Source organism: Clavibacter lycopersici (assembly GCF_003576405.1).
GTDB lineage: Bacteria > Actinomycetota > Actinomycetes > Actinomycetales > Microbacteriaceae > Clavibacter > Clavibacter lycopersici.
The window spans coordinates 1-4148 of the sequence record NZ_QWGT01000238.1 but is presented as its reverse complement, the minus strand read 5'-3'; the positions used below and the strand labels follow the sequence as shown (position 1 = coordinate 4148).

General features: G+C 75.0%; 4 protein-coding genes. 3 read left to right on the top strand and 1 reads right to left on the bottom strand.

Annotated features, from left to right (window positions below; translation table 11 throughout):
* Window positions 1-251 precede the first annotated feature (251 nt).
* Window positions 252-1631, bottom strand: a complete 1380-nt coding sequence (locus tag DZG00_RS12955) for an MFS transporter (protein WP_233549190.1) — start codon at window positions 1629-1631, stop codon at window positions 252-254.
* A gap of 265 nt (window positions 1632-1896) precedes the next feature.
* On the opposite strand from DZG00_RS12955, the gene DZG00_RS12950 reads away from it, so the two are divergent.
* The 3 genes from DZG00_RS12950 to DZG00_RS12940 form a co-directional block, all read left to right on the top strand.
* Window positions 1897-2496, top strand: a complete 600-nt coding sequence (locus tag DZG00_RS12950; protein ID WP_119455697.1) for a TetR/AcrR family transcriptional regulator — start codon at window positions 1897-1899, stop codon at window positions 2494-2496.
* A gap of 98 nt (window positions 2497-2594) precedes the next feature.
* A complete protein-coding gene (locus DZG00_RS12945) occupies window positions 2595-2951 on the top strand; it encodes a TIGR02611 family protein (RefSeq protein WP_119383380.1) in 357 nt (118 codons plus the stop codon).
* A gap of 85 nt (window positions 2952-3036) precedes the next feature.
* Window positions 3037-4148: sensor histidine kinase (locus DZG00_RS12940; protein WP_119455696.1), on the top strand; the 1112-nt coding region annotated here is incomplete at its 3' end.

The window sequence follows — 4148 nt, the reverse complement described above, 5'->3', positions numbered from 1 at the left end:
GTGGGCCCGGCCGACGAGCTCGCCGCCGCCCTCCGCGCGGATCCCGCCGTGCAGGCCGCCGACGAGCTCGCGATCGCGCTGCCCGACGGCCTCCGCCCGGACGACGTGACGCAGATCCTCACCGACGTCGCCCGCCGCCTCGGCCCGGCACTCGGCTGGTCGCCCTCCGCCTGACCGCGGCCCGCGGCCCACGCACGACGACGCCCCTCCCGCGCGCTGCGGGAGGGGCGTCGTCGTGATCCGGCCGGGGATCAGTGCATGCTGACGGCCTCGGACGATGCGCCCTCGCGGAAGCGCTCGAGCGGCACGCGCACCATCGACCAGGAGATGATCGAGGCGCAGGCCACGCCGATCGCCGCGGCCAGGAACACCACGTGGTACCCGTCGACCTGCTGCTGCAGCGGGTTCGCCACCCCGTCGGTCGTCGCCGCGGTGACGGCGGAGGCGAACAGGGCCGTGAAGACGGCCGTGCCGATGGATCCGCCGATCTGCTGCGTGCCCGTGAGCGCCGCGCCCGCGACGCCCGCGTCCCGCGGCTCGATGCCGGAGAGCGCCACGTTCTGCATCGGCACGAACACGCACGCGAGCCCGATGCCGAGCAGGATCTGGCCGGGCAGCACCTGCACGACGTAGGCGCCGTCGACCGTGATGCGGCTGAACCACAGGAGACCCGCGGCCGCGACGAGCGGGCCGACGGTCATGAGGATCCGCGGGCCGACGCGGGGCAGGAGCCGCGCGACCTGCGGGGCCGTGAGCATGATGGTCGCGGCCATGGGCAGCGACGCGAGGCCCGAGATCAGCGGCGACATGCCGAGCACGATCTGGAAGTGCAGCGTGAGGTAGAGCAGCCCCCCGAGGAGCGCCGCGCCCACCATCACCGAAGTGAGGTACGCGCCGCCGCGGGTGCGGTCGGCCACGACGCGGAGCGGCAGCAGCGGGTTGCGCGCCCGCGACTCCCACCAGACGAACGCGACCATGATCCCCGCGCCGAGCGCGAGGAAGCCGATGGTGTCGGGCTCGCCCCAGCCGTTCTCCGCGCGGGAGAAGCCGTAGACGATCGACGCGAGGCCGACCGTGACGAGCAGGGCGCCGGGCACGTCGTAGCTGCGGTCGCCGTCGGCGCGGCTCTCCTTCACCAGCGGGATCGCGGCGATGACCGCGACGACCGCGATCGGCACGTTGACCAGGAGGCACCAGTGCCAGCTGAGGTACTCGGTGAGGACGCCGCCGAGCAGCAGGCCGACGGCCGCGCCGGATCCGGCGATGGTGCCGTAGACCGCGAACGCCTTCACACGGTCGGGGCCGGACGGGAACGTCACCGACAGGAGGGCGAGCGCGGCGGGCGCGAGGAGCGCCGCGAACACGCCCTGCAGGCCGCGGGCGAGCAGCAGCATCTCGCCCGTGACGGCGATGCCGCCCAGCGCGGAGGCCGCCGCGAAGCCGATCATGCCGAGGATGAAGGAGCGCTTGCGGCCCCAGTAGTCGGCGATGCGGCCGCCGAGCAGGAGCAGCGAGCCGAACGCCAGAGCGTAGACGGTGACGACCCAGGTGCGGTCGGCGTCGCTCATGCCGAGGTCGCGCTGGGCGGCGGGGAGCGCGATGTTCACGATGGTGCCGTCGAGCACGACCATCAGCTGGGCGAGGGCGACGACGGCGAGGAGGATCCACTTGCTGCGGGCGGACGGCGCGGCGGGGGTCGCGGGGCCGGCGGGCGCGGAGGCGGAGGACGGCGCGGCGGGGGACGTCGAGGGCGGTGCGTTCTCGGGGGTGCGTGCGTTCGAGATCTGGTGCTCCTGGGGGATCGTGCGGCGCCCGGGGCGGGCGAGGACGGTCCAATCTAGGGCCGCACCGCGCGAAGAGTCAAACGAACCGGTTCGTTTGACATACGCTGTTCACATGGCAGAGACGACGGGGTCCGCCCGATCCACCGACGAGAAGCAGGACGACGTCCGGCACCGCATCCTCCTGGCCGCGCGCGAGGAGTTCGCCGCCCACGGGCTGGCCGGCGCGCGGGTCGACCGCATCGCCCGCTCGGGTCGCGCGAGCAAGGAGCGGCTGTACGCGCACTTCACCGACAAGGAGTCGCTGTTCCACGCGGTGCTGAAGCTCAACGGCATCGAGTTCTTCTCCGCCGTGACGCTGGATCCCGCCGACATCCCGGGCTTCGTCGGCCAGCTCTTCGACCACGCCTACGAGCACCCGCAGCACCGCCGCATGCTCGCGTGGGCCCGGCTCGACGGCGTCGCGCTCGACGTGCCGCACAGCGAGACCTCGCCGTCGGCCAAGGTCCAGGCGATCCGCCGAGGGCAGGAGGAGGGGCACATCGACCCGTCGTGGGATCCGCAGCGCCTCCTCACGATGCTGTTCGCGCTCGCGCAGGCGTGGGTGCAGTCGCCGTACCCGGCGATGCACGGGGACTCGCCCCGGGCGCGCGCCGCGGACCGCGCGGCCGTCGTGGAGGCGGCCAGGCGGATCACGGCACCGCCCCCGCGCTGACGGCCGCGCGACGGCGCCCGGGCCCGGATCGTCACGGCATCCTGCGGATTCCCCGGATGAGGGAGCCGCTTCCCAGGCCCCGCCCGTAGCGTGAACCCATGTCCGACACCCTGACCCGCGAGTTCGAGGCGGGCTCCAGCCACGCGCATCCGCTGCGCCGGTTCCTGCGCCGCTGCCGGGCCTGGATCGAGCTGCACCCGAAGGCCCGCTGGCTCTACCGGATCCTCGTGGGGATCCTCGGCCTCACCATCGTCCTCGTCGGCGTCGTGCTCATCCCGCTGCCCGGGCCCGGCTGGCTCATCGTCTTCCTCGGGATCGCCGTGCTCGGCACCGAGTTCCCCGCCGCCCACCGCGTGAACGTGTTCCTCAAGCGCCAGCTGCACCGCTTCTGGGACGCCTGGCGTCGCTGGCGCGCCTCCCGCGCCGAGCGCCGCGCCGCCCGCACGACCCGCTGACCCGACGCGCCGCCCTCCCCGCAGCGGCGCCATCTCCCCCCTCCGGTCGATCCGGCGGCCCCGCCCCGCTCCGTAGGGTCGGGGCATGTCCTCCCCCACCGCGCACGTCCCCCGCACCGGGCCCGCCCGCCGCGCCCGCACCGTCGGCCGCGAGGCGGGGATCATGGCGCTGTCGCTCGTGGTCGGCACGCTCTCGTTCGGCGCCATGCTCACGCTCGTCGACGAGGCCGGCGCCACCGGCATGCGGATCGAGCTCCTCCTCCTGCTCGACGTGGCCACGGGGCTCGTCGCCATCGCCCTCCTGCCCCTGCGCCGCCGGGCGCCCCTCGCGGTCGCGGTGGTGCTCGGGATCCTCGCGGCGGTGTCGAGCGTCGGGCTCCTCGCCTCGGCCGTCGCCCTCGTGTCGCTCGCGACCCGTCGTCGGCCGCGCGACATCGCCGTCGCCGCCGCCGTCTGGATCGCCGCGGTCGCGACGTGGGAGCTCGCGGGCCTCTCCTACCTGCCGGTCACCCCAGAGGAGCTGCCGCTCACGGGCGCGCTGCTCATCGTGGTGCTCGGCCTCCTGATCGTCGTCGGCCTCTACGTGGGCGGCCGCCGGGAGCTGCTCGCCTCGCTCCGGGAGCGCGCGCGGCTCACGGAGGAGGAGCAGGCGCTCCGATCCGAGCAGGCGGCGGACCACGAGCGCACCCGGATCGCGCGGGAGATGCACGACGTCCTCGCGCACCGCCTCTCCCTCGTCGCCCTGCACGCGGGGGCGCTGGAGTACCGCGACGACCTGGACGCGTCCGAGGTGCGCGCCACCGCCGGGGTGGTGCGCGACAACGCCCGGACCGCGCTCACCGAGCTGCGCGGCGTGCTCGGGGTGCTGCGGGATCCGTCGGGTTCCCCCGCCGTCGCGCCCCCGCAGCCGACGCTCGCCGACCTCCCTGCCCTCCTCGACGAGGCCCGCGCCCTCGGCGTGGAGGTGCACGCGCGGATCCACCCCGACACCCGGGACGACCTGCCGACGCTGCCCGCGACGACCTCGCGGCACGCCTACCGCGTCGTCCAGGAGTGCCTCACGAACGCGCGACGGCACGCGCCGGGCGCGCCGGTGGAGGTGTCGCTCGACGGCCGGGCGGGCGGATCCCTGCGCATCGCCGTCCGGAACCCCGCGCCCGACGCTCCCGCGGCGACCGCACCGACGGGCGGCCACGG